The sequence below is a fragment of the Pseudomonadota bacterium genome (assembly GCA_040752895.1).
Lineage (GTDB): Bacteria > Pseudomonadota > Alphaproteobacteria.
The window spans coordinates 516,944-533,457 of sequence record JBFMHN010000001.1; the positions used below are offsets into that span (position 1 = coordinate 516,944).

Here is a 16,514-nt window from a genome sequence, read left to right on the forward strand (position 1 = left end):
AGGGGTGCAATGTTATGCACCCCTCTTTTTCTATAAAATCGCCGTCTGGACCGATTCCACGTAACGGCCTATCCTTTCCGGCAATCAAGAAGAGGGAAAGCCATGACGAAGGCCCCACAAACACCGGAAGAGCGGTTGCACACCCTGGCGATCCAGCTGCCGGAACCGGCGCCGCCCCTCGCCCACTACCTTCCCTTTATCGTCACCGGAAATCTTGTCTTCGTTTCTGGCCAGATCGCCATTTGGGAAGGCAAAATGCAATTCGAGGGAAAAATCGGCGAAACCCTTGGCCTTGTCGAAGCGCGGCAAGCCGCCCGTGTCGCCGTCCTCAACGTGATTGCCCAGGTAAAAGCGGCCGCCGGCGGTGACCTTTCCCGCGTTCGGCGTTGCATACGCCTGGGCGGTTTTCTGAACACGACGCCCGCCTATACGGACCATTCAACGATTATGGATCATGCCTCGGACGTGCTCACGCAAGCCTTTGGAAAAGAGATCGGGGCACATGCCCGTTTCGTCGTCGGCGTGAATGCCCTGCCGAAGAATTCGCCGATTGAGATTGAGGGTATTTTCGAGATTGCTTGAACGACGGCAGGCAATACCGGACTTCCCGTCGCAGCCCCTTCCGAAACGTCGTCGGAGCGTGAATCTTCAGGCTTTTTGCTAATCGACGAGTTCGGAGTTCGCCTTGCGGCCTTTTGAGACCATCCCCTTCGGATAGGCGAAGACCAGCCCCGCGTCGTCAACGTCGATACGGACGCAACCGCCCTTCTCAAGCCGCCCGAAGAGCAATTCCTCGGAAAGTGCGCGCTTCACCTTTTCTTGAATGACGCGGGCAAGCGGGCGGGCGCCATATTGCGGGTCGTAGCCCTGCTTTGCGAGCCACGCCCGCGCCGCCTCCGTAAGCTCGATCGAAACGCCGCGATCGGCAAGCTGCGCCTCAAGCTGCATGATGAACTTGTCGACGACCTTCGCCACGATTTCCAGCGTCAGGCTTGCAAAAGCGATCGTTGAATCCAAACGGTTGCGGAATTCCGGCGTAAACAGCCGTTCGATCGCTTCCTGGTCGTCCCCTTCCCGTTTCGTCCGCTCGAAGCCGACGGCGTGTTTCGTCATTTCCATTGCACCGGCGTTTGTTGTCATGATCAGAATCACGTTCCGAAAGTCGGTCGTCTTGCCGTTGTGATCCGTAAGTCTGCCGTGATCCATGACCTGCAGCAGCAGATTGAAAAGGTCCGGGTGCGCCTTTTCGATTTCGTCGAGCAAGAGAACGGCGTGAGGGTGCTGATCGATGGCGTCCGTCAAGAGGCCCCCCTGATCGAAGCCAACGTAACCGGGCGGTGCCCCGATCAGGCGCGAGACCGTATGCCGCTCCATATATTCCGACATGTCGAAACGTACGAGCTCGATACCGAGCGTAAGGGCAAGCTGGCGGGCCACTTCCGTCTTGCCAACCCCGGTCGGACCGGAAAAGAGATAGCAGCCGATCGGCTTCTCCGCTTCGCGCAAGCCGGCGCGCGCCAGCTTGATTGAACTTGTCAGGGCGGCAATGGCCGTGTCCTGGCCATAAACCATCGTCTTGAGATCCCGTTCCAAGTTGCGAAGCGATTCCTTATCGTCCTTCGTGACCGATTTCGGCGGGATGCGTGCGATGCCGGCAACAATCCGCTCGATGTCCTTGACGCCGAGCTTTTTCCGCCGCTTGCTTTCCGGCAGAAGCATCTGCGAGGCCCCCGCCTCGTCAATGACGTCGATTGCCTTGTCCGGCAGGCGACGGTCCGCGATGTAACGGGCCGAAAGCTCGACGGCCGCACGAATCGCCTCCGCCGTATAGCGCACGTGGTGATGCTTCTCGTAGTAGGGCTTCAGCCCATGAAGAATCTTGATGGTGTCTTCTTTTGAAGGCTCGTTCACGTCGATCTTCTGGAAACGGCGGACAAGCGCTCGGTCCTTCTCGAAATAGTTCCGGTATTCCCTGTAGGTCGTCGAGCCGATGCAGCGCAGATTACCGCTGGCCAAGGCCGGTTTTAAAAGATTCGAGGCGTCCAAGGAACCTCCGCTCGTTGCGCCGGCTCCGATCACCGTGTGAATTTCGTCGATGAAGAGAATCGCGCCCGGAATGGAATCAAGCTCGGCCAGCACGTCCTTGATCCGTTCTTCGAAGTCTCCGCGATAACGGGTGCCGGCCAAAAGCGAGCCCATGTCGAGCGAGTAGATCGTCGTACCCCGAAGCACTTCCGGCACATCGCCCTTCACGATACGGCGGGCGAGGCCCTCGGCGATCGCCGTCTTGCCCACGCCCGGATCGCCGACATAAAGCGGGTTGTTCTTTGTGCGCCGGCAAAGAATCTGGACCGTACGCTCGACCTCTTTCTCGCGGCCGATCAACGGGTCCACTTTCCCCGCCCTGGCCTTTGCGTTCAAATTCACGCAATAGGACTCCAACGCATCGAAGCCGCCGTTCTTGGCGGCGTTTCCCTCATCCTCTTCGGCGCCGCGCGGGGCGCGCGTCTCGGAATTTTCCGGAACCTTCGCAATGCCATGAGAAATATAATTCACAGCATCCAACCGCGACATGTTCTGCTGCTGCAGGAAATAAATGGCGTGGGATTCTCGCTCGGCGAACATCGAAACCAACACATTGGCACCCGTCACCTCTTCGCGGCCGGCTGACTGGACATGAATGGCCGCACGCTGAAGTACGCGCTGAAAACCCGCTGTCGGCTTAGAATCGCCAGAGCCTTCGCGAACAAGAAAGACCAGGTCGTTATCGAGATAGTCGATGAGATCGCGACGAAGCCGCTCGAGATCCACGCCGCAGGCGCGCAAGACCGCGACCGAGTCCCGATCTTCGGTCAGCGCCAGCAGGAGATGCTCAAGGGTTGCGAACTCGTGGTTGCGTTCGCCGGAAAGCGCCAGCGCCCGATGTAGACTTTGTTCTAGGTTGCGGGAAAGCAAGGCCTACTCCTTCTCCAGCGTGCACTGCAATGGGTGCTGGTGTTGGCGCGCGAAGTCCACGACCTGCTGAACCTTGGTCTCGGCTACCTCATAGGTATAGATACCGCAACGGCCTACCCCACGTTGGTGAACCTGCAGCATGATCTGCGTGGCTTCTTCCCGGTCCTTGCTGAAGAAGCGCTCGAGGATATGAACAACAAATTCCATCGGCGTGTAATCATCGTTCAACATCAAAACCTTATACATGGACGGCGGCTTTGTTTTCGGCCGGGGTTTGACGACGACGCCGGGAACGGGTTGGGTATCGTTATGAGATGGGTTTTTGCTCATCGCCTCAAAACCAGGGTTTTGATTCCGTTGTCAACTTATCCGCCTTTACAAGCTAACCTAATGATATACAATATATTATTATGTTTAAGCTGTCGCTACAAACTGGAATTCGCCGTTTGGACCTTTCAGTATGATCTTAAGTAGCTTAAGTGAAAATTAAACCTGAAACGCCACCTTCTTCTTTGTTCCCCTTGGAAAAATAACTCCTCGGGAAAAATAAAGGGTTTCAGCGCCCGCCGAACCGGCCAGAAATAGGGGACAAAGCCATTCGCACCTTTCGCCAAATCTGCCGCGTTTTCTGGGTCGTCACGGTTTTCGCAGTGATCCTGTCGCCCGGATCCGGGCTTGCGGCCCAGAAGGCCTCGATCATCATCGAAGCCGGAAACGGCGCCATCCTTCAGGGCGAGGCGATCGACACCGCCGTCTACCCTGCTTCTCTCGTCAAGATGATGACCCTCTATCTCACCTTTGAATCCTTGAAGGAGAGGAAGCTTTTTCCCGGCACGCGCCTTGAAGTCTCCGCCCTGGCCGCTCGCCAGTCCCCCTCGCGCATAGGCCTCCGGAAAGGGGAGACGATCACCGTTCAAGAATCGATCCTGGCCCTGGTCACGAAATCGGCGAACGACGCCGCCGTCGTCCTGGCGGAAGCCCAGGCTGAAAGCGAACGCGATTTTGCCGTTCGCATGACCGCCAAGGCAAAAAATTTGGGAATGGCGAAAACACAATTCCGCAATGCTTCCGGTCTTTACCACCGCGAACAGGTGAGCACGGCGCGCGACCTTGCCCTTCTCGCCAACGCGCTTATTCGCGATTTTCCCCAATACGCCCCTTTCTTTTCCGTCAAAGAATTTCGCTTCCATGGGCGTATCTACCGGAATCACAACGAGTTCTTGAAAGACTACCCTGGGGCAGATGGCATCAAGACCGGCTATCTACGGGCGTCCGGTTATAACCTGGCCGCTTCCGTAAGCCGCGGGGAAAGGCGGCTCATTGGAATCGTGCTCGGCGAAGAATCGGCCAAAGAACGGAAACGGCGCATGACAGCGCTTTTCGATAAAGGATTCGGAACGGCCGCCGCCCTGGAACGGAGTTGGGAAATCCAGGTAGGGGAAGCATCCCGTCTCACTACGGCGCACCTGGTTGCGTCGAGCGCGGCACGCCGCGTGCCCGACTTGCTGCACCGGGCAAGCCTCACGATTTCGCCGATCCGGCGCGGACATAACGTCGTCTACCGCGCTCGTTTCCTGGGCATCCGGGAAGATCTTGCGCGAATAGCCTGCGACAATTTGAAACAAAACGGCATCGCCTGTGACGTTGTCTCTCCGTTCGAGGCGAAGCTCGCCGCGCACGTCTGGACAAATTCCTGATAGCAAGGCAAACCCGGCAGACGCTAAAAGACCGGCACATCAATGCCAGAGGCGCGAAGTTCGGCGGCAAGTTCCGACTTTAGGCGCCCAAGCGTTTCCACGTCCTTCGCTTCGGCCCGAACGACGAGAACGGCCTGCGTGTTTGAAGGCCGAAGCAGCCACCAGCCGGCCGCCGTCTCGACCCGAACGCCGTCCACGTCATGAACCACAACGCCTTCCTTCAAAGGCCGCCGCCGGAGGCGGGCTTTCACTTCCTCCAGCACGGCGAATTTCCTGTCGTCCGGACACGGCAGGCGAATTTCCGGCGTGTTCACGGTGGCAGGAAGCGCGTCTCGCATATCGGCAAGGCTTTCCTTCGACCTAGAAACGATGTCAAGCAGCCGGACGGCGGCATAGAGTGCATCGTCGTAGCCGTAATAGTGATCCGCAAAAAAGATGTGGCCGCTCATCTCGCCGGCCAGCGGCGCTTTCATTTCCGCCATCTTGGTCTTGATCAGGGAATGGCCGGTCCGCCACATCAAGGGCTTTCCGCCAAGGCGCGAGATCTCCTCAAAAAGGGTGCGGCTTGCCTTCACGTCCGCGATGATGGAAGACCCGGGACGCGTTTTCAGGACATCCTTGGCAAAAACAACCATCAATTGATCCCCCCACAGGATGCGCGCCTTCCCGTCCACGACGCCGATGCGATCCCCATCCCCGTCGAAGGCGATCCCGAGATCGCAGGCTTCCTTCCGAACGGTTTCCCGAAGTTGTTCCAGATTCGCTTCCACCGTGGGGTCCGGGTGATGAACCGGAAAGGTGCCGTCGATTTCCGCGTTGAGAAGCAGATGGGTGCCGGGAAGCCGCGCCGCCAATGCCGCCATAGCCTCGCCCGCCGCCCCGTTGCCGGCATCCCAGGCAACCTTCAGGGGGCGGGTTCCGTGATAGTCCTCGAAAAGGCGCGCAACATAGGCGTCGAAACAAAAATTCTCGGCGACGCTGCCCTTCCCTTCCGTGAAATTTCCTTCCGCGACGGTATGGCCGAGCGCCTGGATCGCCTCGCCAAAGAAGGACGCCCCGTCCCGCACCATCTTGAAGCCGTTATGGTTCGGCGGGTTGTGCGAGCCGGTGATCATGATCGCGCCATCCGCGACGGCCGTCTTCCCGGCGAAGTAAAGCATTGGCGTCGGTCCGCGCCCGACACGGTGAACTTCGGCACCCGTCGCAACCAACCCCTCGACAAGTGCCGCCTCAAGCAAGGGTGAGCTTAGCCGGCCATCGTAGCCAACCATGACCTTCGCCCCTTCCGGGCGGGCAAGCAGCGTGCCGAAAGCTTGCCCGATGGCGCGGGCGTCCTCAGCGTCAAGCGTCTCGCCGATAACGCCGCGAATGTCGTATTCGCGCAAGATCGAGGGGTCGAGCCGATGGGCGGTCATATGGCCTTGGGCGACTCAGGCCTTGGGCGACCGACGGATTGATAATCAAAACCGGCCTCGGCCATTTCCAGCGGGTTGCAGACGTTCCGAAGGTCCACGATGACCGGCCGCCGCAGGCAGGCCTTCATCCGTTGAAGATCAAGGCTGCGGAATTCATTCCATTCCGTGAGAATGGCAAGCCCATCCGCGCCTTCCATCGCCTCATACGCATCTTTGCAATAGGTGACGCCCTTCAGCACTTTCTTTGCCGCTTCCATCCCTTCCGGGTCGAAGGCGCGCACCTTGATACCCATCGCCTCCAGCGCCGGCACGATATCTAGGCTTGGGCTTTCCCGCATATCGTCCGTGTTCGGTTTAAACGTGAGGCCAAGAATGGCGACAGTCTTGCCGGCGGGCTTCGGACCAATCGCCTCAAGAATGCGCTCCGCCATGCGTTGCTTGCGCTTCGTGTTAACGTCGACCGCCGCCTCGATCAGGCGAAGCGAAAGCCCGGCCCGCTTCGCCATCTCGATCAGGGCGCGCGTGTCCTTCGGAAAGCAGGACCCTCCATAGCCCGGCCCCGGATGGAGAAACTTGCGCCCGATCCGGCCATCAAGCCCGATACCCTTCGCCACCTCGTGCACGTCGGCCCCGACCTTCTCGCAAAGATCCGCAATCTCGTTCACGAAAGTCACCTTCATCGCAAGAAAGCCGTTCGAGGCGTATTTCGTGAGCTCCGCCGTCTCCAGTGTCGTGAACAGGATGGGCGTTTCAATCAGGTAAAGCGGCCGATAAATCCTGCTCATCACCTCGCGGGCGCGTTCCGATTCGGCGCCGATGATGACCCGATCCGGCCGCATGAAGTCATTAAGCGCCGATCCTTCCCGAAGGAATTCGGGGTTCGAGACGACCTCGACGTCCTTGTCTGGCGCAAGCTCGCGGAACATCGCCTGCACTTCCCTTGCCGTGCCGACCGGTACGGTCGATTTCATAACGACAACGGTATAGCCATCCAGCGCCTTCGCGATGGTCTCAACCGCACGGCGAACATAGGTGAGGTCCGCGTAGCCGTCCCCATGGCGGCTGGGGGTGCCTACGGCGATGAAAACGGCGTCGGCACTCCCAGCCGCCGCGACGGTATCGGTCGTGAAAGAAAGCCTGCCCGCCTTCAGATTCGTGGTGACAATTTCGGTAAGCCCAGGCTCGTAAATCGGAATTTCCGCTTGGGTAAGCTTTTCGATCTTCGCCGCGTCCTGATCGACGCACACAACATCGATACCGAATTCGGAGAAACAAGCGCCGGAAACGAGCCCCACATAGCCCGTGCCAATCATCGCTATTCGCATTTGTCCTCTCAGAGACCGACCTGCCGCCGGTCAGACGTATAAAAATTCAGCCCTTTTTAGCATAGCCTTCGAGGATGGCGTGGATAGTTTCATGAAATTCGCCGCGCCCGAGCGCAAACGCGATGTTCGCCTCCAGGAAGCCCAAACGGTTTCCGCAATCGAAGCGCTTGCCCTCGAACCGAAGGCCATGGAAAGGCGTCCTCCCGATCATGCGCGCCATGGCGTCCGTCAACTGGATTTCGCCGCCCGCGCCGCGCTGCCCATCCGCCAGGAACCCGAAAATCTCCGGCTGCAGAATATAGCGGCCGATGATGGAAAGCGTCGAGGGCGCTTCGGCCGGGTTGGGTTTTTCGACAAGGCCTTGAACCTCGGCAAGCCTGCCATCATCCGCCCCCACCTTCAAAACGCCATAACGCCGCGTCTCTTCGCGGGGAACCTCCATTACGGCGACGACGTTACCGCCTTTCTCCTCATAAACATCGAGCAGCTGCTTTAGGCAAGGTGTTCTTGCCTGAACGAGATCGTCGGGCAGGAGAACGGCGAAGGGCTCTTGACCGACCAACTCGCGCGCGCACCAAACTGCATGGCCAAGGCCCAGAGGCTCCGGCTGCAAAGTGAATACGAGTTGTTCCGGCCGCGGAAGATAGTCCGTCACCGCCGCCACCGCCTCCGTCTGGCCTTTCGCGGTAAGCGCGTGGACAAGCTCCGGGTCGGGGCGAAAATGCGCCTCGATTGCCTCCTTGCCGGGCGCCGTCACGAAGATGAATTCCTCGATCCCGGCGGCACGGGCTTCCTCCATGCCATACTGGATCAACGGCCGGTCGACGACCGGCAGCATCTCTTTCGGAATGGCCTTCGTGGCCGGCAGAAAACGCGTGCCGAGGCCGCCAACCGGAAAGATCATCTTACGAACGGGCTGCCGCATTTCCCCAAAGCTCCCTATATGGGGTCCCAGTGAAAGACGTCCGCCGATCGCTCGAGCGGGTAGAGCAATTCGCGAAATGCCTTCGGCAATTCCTCGGCGATTTTCTCCGGCGTCCAACCTTCGGCGCGGTGCATTCTTGCCAACGGCCTGGGCTGGCTCATCAGGAAAATCTCGTTCTTCCGCACGGCGAAGATTTGACCCGAGACGTCCTTGGCGGCGTCACTCGCCAGAAAGACCGCCATCGGCGCAATTTTCGCCGGCGTCATCTGTTTCAGTTTTTCCACTCGGGCTTTTTGTTCCGGCGTTTCCGTCGGAATCGAATCGATCATGCGGCTCCAGGCGAAGGGAGCGATGCAATTCGAACGGACGTTGTAGCGCGCCATGTCGAGCGCAATCGAACGCGAAAGGGCCGCGATACCAAGCTTGGCCGCCGAATAATTTGCCTGACCGAAATTTCCGATGAGTCCCGAGGTCGACGTCATGTGAACGTAGGCACCACTTTCCTGATCGCGGAAATGAGGAGCGGCGGCACGCGAGACCAGGAAAGAGCCGTTCAAATGAACGTCGAGGACGGCGCGCCATTCCGCCTCTTCCATCTTGTGAAAGATGCGATCCCGAAGGATACCGGCGTTGTTGACAACGCCATCAATCCGCCCGAAGGCACCCACGGCGGCGGCCACCATGCTCTCAGCGCCCTTGGCTTCCGTCACGCTGTCGGTATTGGCAATTGCCTTGCCGCCAAGCTTACGGATTTCATCGACTACCCGTTCGGCCGCCGTCCTATCGTCACCCTCGCCGGCAAGCGAAGCGCCGACGTCGTTGACGACGACGGACGCCCCCGAAGCGGCCATAAGAAGCGCTATCTCCCGGCCAATGCTACGGCCAGCACCGGTGACGAGAACCGCTTTACCGGTCAGCATCTTGCCCGTTTCCATGCACTCCCTGCCTTTTCGCCTCAGCGCCGGACTTTAATGTTCGCGCGGCTCCGACTTGTCAAGCAGCCCGATCCGCCGGTCTTTTCAGCCAAATCCTTGTTTACACTTATTACGCGAGTATGTAGGCGAAAATTCCTTATTTATTAGGAGATTTTTAATAAGTTTGGATAAATATTACTCACATTACTCAACCATAACGTGTTGAGTTGCGGCGGAGCGAAGCGGGCCGGAATTCGAGACGAAAACGGCTCTTCGCCGAGCGCATTTCACCTTCGGAGGAAACGCGAAGAAATTCTCACCCCCCTCGTCGGTAACCTCTCCCCCCTTAAGAGAGTCCGACATCCTTGAAGGCCCCGCTACCCCCCTAGCGGGGCCTTTTTTTCTGCGTCGCGCGGCTTGCCTTCCTTTCCACCACCCCCTAGCATCGGCCGCGATTAAGTCTGGACTTTCGATGCCGAAACGGCGGATGACGATATACACCCCTTTCAAGCAACTCGAAGTCGGCCGCGTTTTTCCCGTTCCTCCGGCAAGCTTTTTCGTCACAGAGGAAATCGTGGACGCCTATCTCGAAGCAACGGGAGACGATACGCCCGCTTTCCGGAAAGGCGCCGAACCCCGCCCGGCGCCGCCGACGCTGGCCGCCGTCTATATGCTCGACGCACTCGGCCATTTTCGCAACCCGCCAGGCGGCATTCACACCAAGCAGAGCTTCAAATTCCATCGGCCGGTCTATGTCGGCGACAGGCTGGAAAGCGAGGTGCGCATTCTCGAAAAATATTCAAAAAAGAACCGGGACTACGTGGCAATGGAGATCGTGACCCGGAATCAGCGCGGCGAATTGGTCACGAGCGGCATCATCACGCGAATTTGGGGTAAGGAGCCGTGACGGACGGACACGGTAAAAGCCACGGCGGAACCCGGCTCGGTGACCCCATCCCGGAACGTCGCCGGATCGTGACCCAGGCCGAGATCAATCGCTACGCCGAGGCTTCGGGCGACCGCAACCCGCTTCATACCGACCCGGAATTCGCCAAACAAACGCTTTTCCAACGTACGATCGCCCATGGGCTGCTGATCCTTTCTTTCCTTTCCCAGGCGATGGCGGCATGGGATTGGAAAGGTTGGGCGTTCGGAGGCGCGCTTGACGTTGCGTTCCTCGGTCCCGTCTATCCTGGCGAGGAAGTCGTCGTCCGCGGCAAGGTCATCGCTTTCGAGGTGGCCGAGGATGGCGTTTACGCCATTTGCGAGGTCGCCTGCGCGGTCGGCGAACGGACGGTCATCGCGGGCACGGCGCGGCGCCGGCTCGCCGACGCATAAGGAAAGAACATCATGGGAAACCGTCGGCCGGTGATCGTCGGGATTGCGGACGCGCCTCTGGAGAACGGGGTCCTTGCCGGCGGCGCGAACGATCTCGAGATCCAGGCGCGGACGGCCAAGGCCGCCCTGGACGAAGCCGGTCTTACGCTTTCCGATGTGGACGGGCTTTTCACCGCCGGCCTCTGGGGCATACCGGGACCCGGCCAGTTCCCCACCCTGGCCCTGTCCGAATATCTCGGCATTCGGCCCAAGTTCAGCGACGGCACGAATATCGGGGGTTCCGCCTTCGAAGCCCATCTCGGGCACGCCGCGATGGCGATCGAGGCCGGTCTCGTCACGGTTGCCCTCATCACCTATGGCAGCACCCAAAAGAGCCTGAAGAGTCGCGACCTGAAAGGCCGCCCGGCCGTGCTGAATTTCCAGTTCGAAACGCCCTATGGCCTTCCCACGCCGGTCGGCGCCTATGCGATGGCTGCCCGCCGCCATATGCACGAATACGGCACCACCCCGGAAGCCTTGGCCGAGATCGCCGTCGCGACGCGGAAATGGGCCATGAAGAATCCGGCCGCCATGATGCGCGAGCCTTTGACCGTGGACGACGTGCTGAAAAGCCCGATGATCGCCGACCCGCTGCACCTTCTCGATTGCTGCCTGGTGACGGATGGCGGCGGCGCCATCGTGGTAACGACGGAGGCCCGCGCCCGCGATCTCAAGACGAAGCCGATCCATGTCCGCGGCCACGGTGAATCGCAGACCCATCTTACGATCGCCGCGATGCCGGACCTAGCTACCCACACGGCGGCGGTCGAAAGCGGCAAGCGGGCGTTTGCGATGGCCGGCATCGGCCCGGACGGCATCGACGTCGCCCAGATCTATGATTCCTTTACGATCACCGTCCTGCTGACGCTGGAGGCGCTCGGCTTCTGCGGCCGCGGCGAAGGTTCGGCTTTCGTGGCAAAAGGCCGTACGGCGCCGGGTGGCGCCTTTCCGATGAACACGAGTGGCGGCGGCCTCTCCTACGCCCATCCCGGCATGTTCGGGATATTTCTCCTGATCGAGGCGGTCCGCCAGCTTCGCGGCGAGGCCGGTGAACGCCAGGTCGAGGGCGCGCGAACGGCAATCGCCCACGGCACCGGCGGCGTCCTGTCCAGCGGGGCAACCTGCATCCTTTCGAATCATTGAGGCGTCATGACCGAAAAGCCGCTCCCCGTCGTCGATCCCTCAACCCGTCCTTTCTGGGAGGCGGCGAAGGCGCACCGCCTCGTCCTCCAACGCTGCCGGGACTGCGGGACGCATATCTTCTACCCCCGGGCAAATTGCACGGCTTGCTATTCCGACCGGCTGGAATGGAAAGAAGCCGGCGGCGAAGGGACGGTCTATAGCTATACGATCGCCCACCGGCCAGCCGGACCCGCCTTCAAGGAAGACCTTCCCTACGTCGTCGCGATCATCGCGCTGGAGGAAGGCCCCCGGATTTTGAGCAATATCGTGACGAAAGACATGGCAAACGCCGCGGCAAACGTCGCCATCGGCAGCAAGGTCCGTGTTATCTTCGAGGACGTGACGGAGGAAATCACGCTCCCGAAATTCGTTCTAACGGCCTAAAAAAGGGAACGGCGGCGGCAAAACCCGGGAAGGAGACAGCAAGACTTTGACGAACGCTCAAGACATCGGGCGGATTACGGCGGAAATCCTGCTCGGTATCGAAGCCATCGCCTGCCGCCCGGCGGAACCTTTCCGGCTCACCTCCGGCTGGGCGAGCCCGGTCTATGTGGATTGCCGGAAGCTGATTTCCTTTCCGCAAGAGCGCCGCGAAATCCTGCGGCTTGCGATCCAGACTCTGGGTGCCGCGGCGGGGCCGGACGCCTTTGACGCCATCGCCGGTGGCGAAACGGCTGGAATCCCATACGCCGCCTGGCTTGCCGATCGGCTGGACCTGCCGATGCTCTACGTCCGCAAGAAGCCGAAAGGCTTCGGCCGCATGGCCCAAATCGAAGGGCATTTCGCGGAAGGCGCGCGTGTCCTCCTGGTCGAAGACCTCGCCACCGACGGGAAAAGCAAGCTGCAGTTCTGCGAAGCCCTGCGCAAGGCGGGTGCCGACGTCGCCCACGCCTTCGTCGTCTTCCACTATGGTATTTTTCCCGAAGGCATCCAGGCCCTGAAGGCGGCCGGCGTACGCCTGCACGCGCTCGCCACCTGGTGGGACGTGCTGAAGGTGGCCGAGGAAAAAAGAACCTTCCCGGCGCAGGCCACCCACGAGATCCGCGCCTTTCTTGAAGACCCGCAAGGCTGGTCGGCCGCCCATGGCGGCACAACCGCGCCGGTCTCTTAAGGCCGCGAGCCGCCGCAAGCCATATGTCCGATCTCGAAACCATTCAAGACCTGCTCGATGCGATCGCAAAGATCGAGGACGCGCTGGCCCCGCCAGAGCGCGACCTTTATGTGGAGCTTCGCCTTCGCTGCACGGAAAGCGCGATGGTCCGGGTCGGAGACGCCCGTTCGCTCGAGGTGATCCTGCGAAACGTCGGGATCCGAAACAAGCTTGGGCTTAAAATCCAACCCGATCGCGGCGGTTCCTAGGCTTCAAGAAAGCGTGAAGGCTTGTGTTTTCCTTCTTTTGCCGGTCTTCTCTATAATCTCTATAATTCTTAAAAAAAGAGACGCTATCCGGATTTGAAAACAATCAGGAAACAATCATGCGCACCCTCTTTTTCCGCATAGCGGCCATTTGCCTTCTGCTTCCCGGGATCGCCCATGCCGGCCTTAAGGAGGCGGGCGAGGCCTATGACCTTGGCAACTACCAAATAGCCTTTCAGGCGTTTCAGAGCCTTGCCGAGACCGGGAACGGCCTTGCCCAGAATCGGCTGGGCGAGCTTTACCGGGACGGCAAGGGCACGAAAAAAAGCCCAAAAGAAGCGGCGACCTGGTTCGAAAAGGCGGCGGAGGCCGGTACCATCAACGCATACGCAAACCTGGCCCGAATGTATGAAGAGGGCCTTGGCGTCGAGCAGGACCGCGTCCAGGCCTTCAAATGGTATTACCTCGGCCGCACGCGGATCGAGAACGCCGAGGCGCTTCGGCGGCTAATCCCCAAGATGGACCCGGTGGAGAGAGCCAAAGCCAAGAACCTGGCCCGCGATCTTGGCGTCCGGCGCCCTTCCTTTGGCAGCATGCTGCCCGCACTCCGCCTCTAATCGGTTCAAAGCAACCGATGCCCATGCCTGCGATATCCATGTCTTTTGAAACAATCGGCCGCTTCTGGCTGGAACAAGTCAGGGGCCCGTTTTCCCTCCGGGCCGTTCGCGAAGTTTGTGGAACGCCCTGATCCGGTTGACCGGGCGGTTGCCTTTTGACGCAAAAACGCGTTATTTTCCGGCCCACGGCCAGACAAGGAGAAACGTTGCGTATATCCCTTCCTATGGCACTCGCGTGCCTGATCCTCCTGACTCTCCCGGCCCACGCCGGCTATGACGAAGGAAACGAAGCTTACCAGCAAGGTGACTATCAAGCGGCGTATCGCGAATGGCTGTCGCTCGCGGAAACCGGCGAGGCGCGCGCTCAGAATAAAGTAGGCGTGCTCTATGCGACGGGCCGTGGCGTGAAACGCGAGCCCAAGACCGCCCTGCAATGGTTCCTAAAGGCCGCCGAACAAGGCAACATGGATGCCCACATCAACGTTGGGCGCATGTACGAGCAGGGCCACGGCGTCGCCCGCGACCGGCCGAAAGCCTATCTCTGGTATCATATGGCGGCACGGACGACGAAGGGGAAGGAAATGCGCAACCGCCTGTGGAACGAGATGGACCCGAAGGAACGCAAGGAAGCCAGGCTCCTGCGATCACGGTCGGAACGCTACCGCCCCTTTCAGGCATATTAGTCAGGCATTACCCCCCTTCGACCAAGGGCCGGCTGACTGGCGTCCTTCATCCAGATACGCTAACCTTCGCCGTTAGGCTGGTCATGAAACGCATTTTCGCCGTTTCGGTGGTGTTTTTTCTTGCCACGGCGCTCCCCGCCGCGGCTGGGTGGAAAGGCACGGCCAACTTTTACACACAAGCGGAAGTCTATGCAGCGGAAGTGCCGGTCGGCCAATATCTGAGCTTCGGCAATCCCATCCATTTTAGGTACTGGAAAGAAGACGCCGATCGGCCGACCGGTGAGAAAATCGCCTATAACGGTGTCGTTCAAGCGATTTCGCTCGAGGGCACGTCGCGTATGCAAATCCAGATTTTCTTCGGCCGAGCCAGCACCAAGACGGCGGAAGGCGTTCTTTACCTCGAATGGGAAGAAACACCCGAGTCCAAAGAGACGCCCTGGTGGCAATTCTGGGGGTGGTAAGGCGATCTACTCCCACTCGATGGTGCCGGGCGGTTTCGAGGTAACGTCGTAAACCACCCGGTTGATGCCGCGCACCTCGTTGACGATGCGGTTTGCGACGCGGCCCAGAAAATCGTGATCGAAGGGAAAATAATCGGCCGTCATGCCGTCGGTCGAGGTAACGGCGCGAAGCGCGCAAGCGTATTCGTAGGAGCGTTCGTCTCCCATGACGCCAACCGTGCGCACCGGCAGCAGCACGGCAAAGGCCTGCCAGATCGCGTCGTAGAGACCGGCGTTGCGAATTTCCTCCAGGTAGATTCGATCGGCCTTGCGGAGGATCGTCAGTTTCTCGGGCGTGATCTCACCGGGTATGCGGATGGCAAGCCCCGGCCCCGGGAACGGATGGCGACGAACGAAATCCTCCGGCAGGCCAAGTTCGCGCCCTAGCACGCGCACCTCGTCCTTGAAAAGCTCGCGCAAGGGCTCGACCAGTTTCATCCGCATCCGTTCCGGCAAGCCGCCCACGTTATGGTGAGACTTAATCGTGACGCTTGGCCCGCCGGTGAAGGATACGGACTCGATCACGTCCGGATAGAGCGTGCCCTGCGCCAGAAAGTCGGCGCCGCCGGCTTTCTTCGCCTCTTCCTCGAAGACGTCGATGAAGGCCGCCCCGATAATTTTTCGTTTCTGCTCGGGATCCGTAACGCCTCGAAGTTTCTTCAGGAAAAGATCCGCCGCCTCCCGGTGAACGAGCGGAATGTTGTAGTGGTGCGAGAAAAGCGAGACGACCTCGTCCGCCTCGCCCTCGCGCAAGAGGCCAGTGTCCACGAAGACGCAAACGAGCCGTTCCCCGATCGCCTCATGGAGCAGGAGGGCGACGACGGAGGAATCGATCCCGCCGGAAAGACCCAGGATGACGCGCCCCTTCCCCACCCGTTCGCGGCAGCTTTCGATGGTGCGCGCATGGAAAGCGCGCATTGTCCAATCGCCCTGGCAACCGGCAACGCGATGCGTGAAATTCTTGAGCAACGCAGCGCCCTGCGGCGTGTGCACGACCTCGGGGTGAAATTGCACCCCGTAGAATCGGCGGCGATCATCGGCAATGGCGGCGAAGGGGGCGCCTTCGCTCGTGCCGACGACGCGGAATCCCTCGGGCAGGCGGACAACGCGATCGCCGTGACTCATCCACACCTGCTCGCGGGCACCCTTCCGCCACACGCCATCGAAAAGCTCGCAAGCGTCCGTCACGGTAAGAAAGGCGCGGCCGAATTCCCGATGGTCCGAGCTTTCCACCTCGCCGCCCAGCTCGGCGCACATCACCTGTTCACCATAGCAGATGCCAAGCACCGGCACGCCGAGCGCGAAGACGGCCCGGTCGGGGCGCGGCGTCGCAACTCCGGTGACGGAGGCGGGCCCGCCGGAAAGAATGATCCCCTTCGGGGCAAAGTCGGCGAGCGCGGCGGACGTCATGGAGAAAGGGTGGATTTCACAGTAGACGCCGCTTTCGCGCACGCGCCGCGCGATCAACTGGGTTACTTGGGAGCCGAAATCGAGGACGAGGACGCGATCGGTCATTCGCTTAGGCCCCAGCCCGCGCAAACGCTCTTTTCCCGAAAAGGACGGGGGCG

At 60.1% G+C, this 16,514-nt stretch carries 18 protein-coding genes; 11 read left to right on the forward strand and 7 right to left on the reverse strand.

The genetic code is table 11. The features are described from left to right. Positions 1–102: 102 nt before the first annotated feature. Positions 103–582, forward strand: a complete 480-nt coding sequence (locus tag AB1781_02675) for a RidA family protein (protein MEW5703477.1) — start codon at positions 103–105, stop codon at positions 580–582. Between the two features lie 78 nt (positions 583–660). Here AB1781_02675 and clpA read toward each other — a convergent pair whose 3' ends face one another. Continuing rightward, the gene (gene clpA / locus AB1781_02680) at positions 661–2,955 is read right to left on the reverse strand and encodes an ATP-dependent Clp protease ATP-binding subunit ClpA (protein ID MEW5703478.1); all 2,295 of its coding nucleotides are present in this window, start codon (positions 2,953–2,955) and stop codon (positions 661–663) included. Between the two features lie 3 nt (positions 2,956–2,958). Then, positions 2,959–3,285 (reverse strand): ATP-dependent Clp protease adapter ClpS, encoded by a 327-nt coding sequence (gene clpS / locus AB1781_02685; protein MEW5703479.1) that lies wholly within the window; start codon positions 3,283–3,285, stop codon positions 2,959–2,961. 320 nt (positions 3,286–3,605) lie between these two features. On the opposite strand from clpS, the gene AB1781_02690 reads away from it, so the two are divergent. Further along, positions 3,606–4,652: a D-alanyl-D-alanine carboxypeptidase family protein gene (locus tag AB1781_02690; GenBank protein ID MEW5703480.1), complete on the forward strand. Its 1,047-nt coding sequence runs from the start codon at positions 3,606–3,608 to the stop codon at positions 4,650–4,652. 23 nt (positions 4,653–4,675) lie between these two features. On the opposite strand, the gene pgmG is transcribed toward AB1781_02690, so the two are convergent. Genes pgmG through AB1781_02710 form a run of 4 tightly spaced genes read right to left on the reverse strand, consistent with a single transcriptional unit; the run spans position 4,676 to position 9,252 of the window. Next, complete coding sequence (gene pgmG, locus AB1781_02695) at positions 4,676–6,067, reverse strand: phosphoglucomutase/phosphomannomutase PgmG (GenBank protein ID MEW5703481.1); 1,392 nt, start codon at positions 6,065–6,067, stop codon at positions 4,676–4,678. Next, positions 6,064–7,392 carry a UDP-glucose/GDP-mannose dehydrogenase family protein gene (locus AB1781_02700; GenBank protein ID MEW5703482.1) on the reverse strand — a complete coding sequence of 443 codons (1,329 nt, stop codon included), beginning with the start codon at positions 7,390–7,392 and terminating at the stop codon, positions 6,064–6,066. The genes pgmG and AB1781_02700 overlap by 4 nt, the downstream gene beginning before the upstream one ends. Before the next feature lie 46 nt (positions 7,393–7,438). Then, positions 7,439–8,317 (reverse strand): UTP--glucose-1-phosphate uridylyltransferase, encoded by an 879-nt coding sequence (locus AB1781_02705; GenBank protein MEW5703483.1) that lies wholly within the window; start codon positions 8,315–8,317, stop codon positions 7,439–7,441. Positions 8,318–8,331: 14 nt separating this feature from the next. After that, on the reverse strand, positions 8,332–9,252 hold the full coding sequence (locus tag AB1781_02710) for an SDR family oxidoreductase (GenBank protein ID MEW5703484.1): 921 nt from the start codon (positions 9,250–9,252) through the stop codon (positions 8,332–8,334). 466 nt (positions 9,253–9,718) lie between these two features. On the opposite strand from AB1781_02710, the gene AB1781_02715 reads away from it, so the two are divergent. The 9 genes from AB1781_02715 (at position 9,719) to AB1781_02755 (ending at position 14,907) form a co-directional block, all read left to right on the forward strand. Further along, a complete protein-coding gene (locus AB1781_02715; GenBank protein MEW5703485.1) occupies positions 9,719–10,138 on the forward strand; it encodes a MaoC family dehydratase in 420 nt (139 codons plus the stop codon). Then, complete coding sequence (locus AB1781_02720; GenBank protein MEW5703486.1) at positions 10,135–10,569, forward strand: MaoC family dehydratase; 435 nt, start codon at positions 10,135–10,137, stop codon at positions 10,567–10,569. Before AB1781_02715 ends, AB1781_02720 begins: the two co-directional genes overlap by 4 nt. Positions 10,570–10,581: 12 nt before the next feature. Next, complete coding sequence (locus tag AB1781_02725) at positions 10,582–11,751, forward strand: acetyl-CoA acetyltransferase (GenBank protein MEW5703487.1); 1,170 nt, start codon at positions 10,582–10,584, stop codon at positions 11,749–11,751. A gap of 6 nt (positions 11,752–11,757) precedes the next feature. Further along, positions 11,758–12,174 (forward strand): Zn-ribbon domain-containing OB-fold protein, encoded by a 417-nt coding sequence (locus AB1781_02730; protein ID MEW5703488.1) that lies wholly within the window; start codon positions 11,758–11,760, stop codon positions 12,172–12,174. A gap of 46 nt (positions 12,175–12,220) precedes the next feature. Further along, on the forward strand, positions 12,221–12,901 hold the full coding sequence (locus tag AB1781_02735; protein MEW5703489.1) for an orotate phosphoribosyltransferase: 681 nt from the start codon (positions 12,221–12,223) through the stop codon (positions 12,899–12,901). 23 nt (positions 12,902–12,924) lie between these two features. Further along, the gene (locus AB1781_02740; GenBank protein MEW5703490.1) at positions 12,925–13,149 is read left to right on the forward strand and encodes a hypothetical protein; all 225 of its coding nucleotides are present in this window, start codon (positions 12,925–12,927) and stop codon (positions 13,147–13,149) included. Between the two features lie 116 nt (positions 13,150–13,265). Beyond that, positions 13,266–13,763, forward strand: a complete 498-nt coding sequence (locus AB1781_02745; protein MEW5703491.1) for a tetratricopeptide repeat protein — start codon at positions 13,266–13,268, stop codon at positions 13,761–13,763. A 224-nt stretch (positions 13,764–13,987) separates the two neighbouring features. After that, a complete protein-coding gene (locus AB1781_02750) occupies positions 13,988–14,446 on the forward strand; it encodes a tetratricopeptide repeat protein (GenBank protein MEW5703492.1) in 459 nt (152 codons plus the stop codon). Between the two features lie 83 nt (positions 14,447–14,529). Continuing rightward, positions 14,530–14,907, forward strand: a complete 378-nt coding sequence (locus AB1781_02755) for a hypothetical protein (protein ID MEW5703493.1) — start codon at positions 14,530–14,532, stop codon at positions 14,905–14,907. Positions 14,908–14,913: 6 nt separating this feature from the next. On the opposite strand, the gene guaA is transcribed toward AB1781_02755, so the two are convergent. Further along, the gene (gene guaA / locus AB1781_02760) at positions 14,914–16,461 is read right to left on the reverse strand and encodes a glutamine-hydrolyzing GMP synthase (protein MEW5703494.1); all 1,548 of its coding nucleotides are present in this window, start codon (positions 16,459–16,461) and stop codon (positions 14,914–14,916) included. Positions 16,462–16,514: the final 53 nt, after the last annotated feature.

Bases quoted from the DNA above. Each gene is read 5' to 3' on its own strand.
- AB1781_02675 (MEW5703477.1), top strand. From the start codon at position 103: ATGACGAAGGCCCCACAAACACCGGAAGAGCGGTTGCACACCCTGGCG.
- clpS (MEW5703479.1), bottom strand. From the start codon at position 3,285: ATGAGCAAAAACCCATCTCATAACGATACCCAACCCGTTCCCGGCGTC.
- pgmG (MEW5703481.1), bottom strand. From the start codon at position 6,067: ATGACCGCCCATCGGCTCGACCCCTCGATCTTGCGCGAATACGACATT.
- AB1781_02700 (MEW5703482.1), bottom strand. From the start codon at position 7,392: ATGCGAATAGCGATGATTGGCACGGGCTATGTGGGGCTCGTTTCCGGC.
- AB1781_02705 (MEW5703483.1), bottom strand. From the start codon at position 8,317: ATGCGGCAGCCCGTTCGTAAGATGATCTTTCCGGTTGGCGGCCTCGGC.
- AB1781_02710 (MEW5703484.1), bottom strand. From the start codon at position 9,252: ATGGAAACGGGCAAGATGCTGACCGGTAAAGCGGTTCTCGTCACCGGT.
- AB1781_02715 (MEW5703485.1), top strand. From the start codon at position 9,719: ATGACGATATACACCCCTTTCAAGCAACTCGAAGTCGGCCGCGTTTTT.
- AB1781_02725 (MEW5703487.1), top strand. From the start codon at position 10,582: ATGGGAAACCGTCGGCCGGTGATCGTCGGGATTGCGGACGCGCCTCTG.
- AB1781_02730 (MEW5703488.1), top strand. From the start codon at position 11,758: ATGACCGAAAAGCCGCTCCCCGTCGTCGATCCCTCAACCCGTCCTTTC.
- AB1781_02740 (MEW5703490.1), top strand. From the start codon at position 12,925: ATGTCCGATCTCGAAACCATTCAAGACCTGCTCGATGCGATCGCAAAG.
- AB1781_02745 (MEW5703491.1), top strand. From the start codon at position 13,266: ATGCGCACCCTCTTTTTCCGCATAGCGGCCATTTGCCTTCTGCTTCCC.
- AB1781_02750 (MEW5703492.1), top strand. From the start codon at position 13,988: ATGGCACTCGCGTGCCTGATCCTCCTGACTCTCCCGGCCCACGCCGGC.
- AB1781_02755 (MEW5703493.1), top strand. From the start codon at position 14,530: ATGAAACGCATTTTCGCCGTTTCGGTGGTGTTTTTTCTTGCCACGGCG.
- guaA (MEW5703494.1), bottom strand. From the start codon at position 16,461: ATGACCGATCGCGTCCTCGTCCTCGATTTCGGCTCCCAAGTAACCCAG.